Raw genomic sequence first — 1,114 nt, 5'->3', positions numbered from 1 at the left:
CCCGCACCGCCCCCTCCAAAGGAGAACCCCAGATGATCATCTCCCGACCCGACGCCTCGGCCCCGGGAGCCGCCCGATGAGAGTCCTGCTGATCGGAGCCAACGGCTACCTCGGCCGCTTCGTCGCCGACCGCCTGCTCGCCGACCCGGCCGTCCAGCTCACCGCCCTCGGCCGCGGCGACGACGCCGACGTCCGCTTCGACCTCGCCGCGGGCAGCCCCGGCGCCCTCACCCGCTTCCTTGACGCGGTCCACCCCGGCGTCGTCATCAACTGTGCCGGCACCACCCGCGGCGGCGCCCGGGAACTCACCCGCCACAACACCGTCGCCGTCGCCACGGTCTGCGAGGCCCTCCGCCGCAGCGGCTGCGGCGCCCGGCTCGTCCAGATCGGCTGCGGGGCGGAGTACGGCCCGAGCCAGCCCGGCTCCTCCACCGCGGAGGACGCCGTGCCCCGCCCTGGCGGGCCGTACGGCGTCAGCAAGCTCGCCGCCACCGAACTGGTCCTCGGCTCCGGCCTGGACGCGGTCGTGCTCCGCGTCTTCTCCCCGGCCGGCCCCGGCACCCCCGCCGGATCGCCGCTCGGCCGCCTCGCGGAGGCCATGCGCCGCGCCATGCAGTCCGGCGACGGCGAACTCAAGCTCGGCGGCCTCGGCGCACAGCGCGACTTCGTCGACGTACGTGACGTGGCCCGCGCGGTCCACGCCGCGAGCCTCTCCGCCGCACAGGGCGTCATCAACATCGGCTCGGGCCGCGCGGTGCGTCTGCGCGACGCCGCCGCCACCCTCGCCCGCGTGGCCGGATACGGCGGCGCACTCCACGAGCTCGACGGCCCGCCCGGACCGCTGCGCGCCGCCATCGGCCACCCGCGCGCGGACTCCGACCACGCGGCCCCGGTGGCGTACCCGTACCCCGACGGCTGCGGCAGCTGGCAGCAGGCCGATGTGCGCACCGCGCGCGACCGGCTCGGCTGGCGGCCCCGGATCAACCTCGAAGAGTCCCTCGCCGACATCTGGATGGAGGCCGCATGCCGCATCTGACCAGCACCACAGCAGGCACCACGAGCACCGGCGTCCGCACCGGCTTCGGCGTCCCCGGCTACGCCCACCCCCTTGTCG

Annotated in this window: 1 protein-coding gene and 1 pseudogene; both read left to right on the top strand. The window is 76.1% G+C overall.

The window, feature by feature from the left end; genetic code table 11:
• The first annotated feature begins 76 nt into the window (after positions 1 to 76).
• Entirely contained in the window at positions 77 to 1,036 is a 960-nt protein-coding gene (locus GRC12_RS44570) for an NAD-dependent epimerase/dehydratase family protein (protein ID WP_208786114.1), read from the top strand.
• Positions 1,024 to 1,114, top strand: a pseudogene (locus GRC12_RS46230) (spherulation-specific family 4 protein); the annotation flags it as partial. The gene GRC12_RS44570 and the pseudogene GRC12_RS46230, both read left to right, overlap by 13 nt.

The sequence above is a fragment of the Streptomyces griseorubiginosus genome, assembly GCF_017614965.1.
Classification (GTDB): Bacteria; Actinomycetota; Actinomycetes; order Streptomycetales; family Streptomycetaceae; genus Streptomyces; species Streptomyces griseorubiginosus_B.
This window is presented reverse-complemented; position numbering and strand designations above follow the sequence as displayed.

What these genes read in the sequence shown, in the direction of transcription:
- GRC12_RS44570 (WP_208786114.1), top strand. Translation starts at nt 77, where the DNA reads ATGAGAGTCCTGCTGATCGGAGCCAACGGCTACCTCGGCCGCTTCGTC.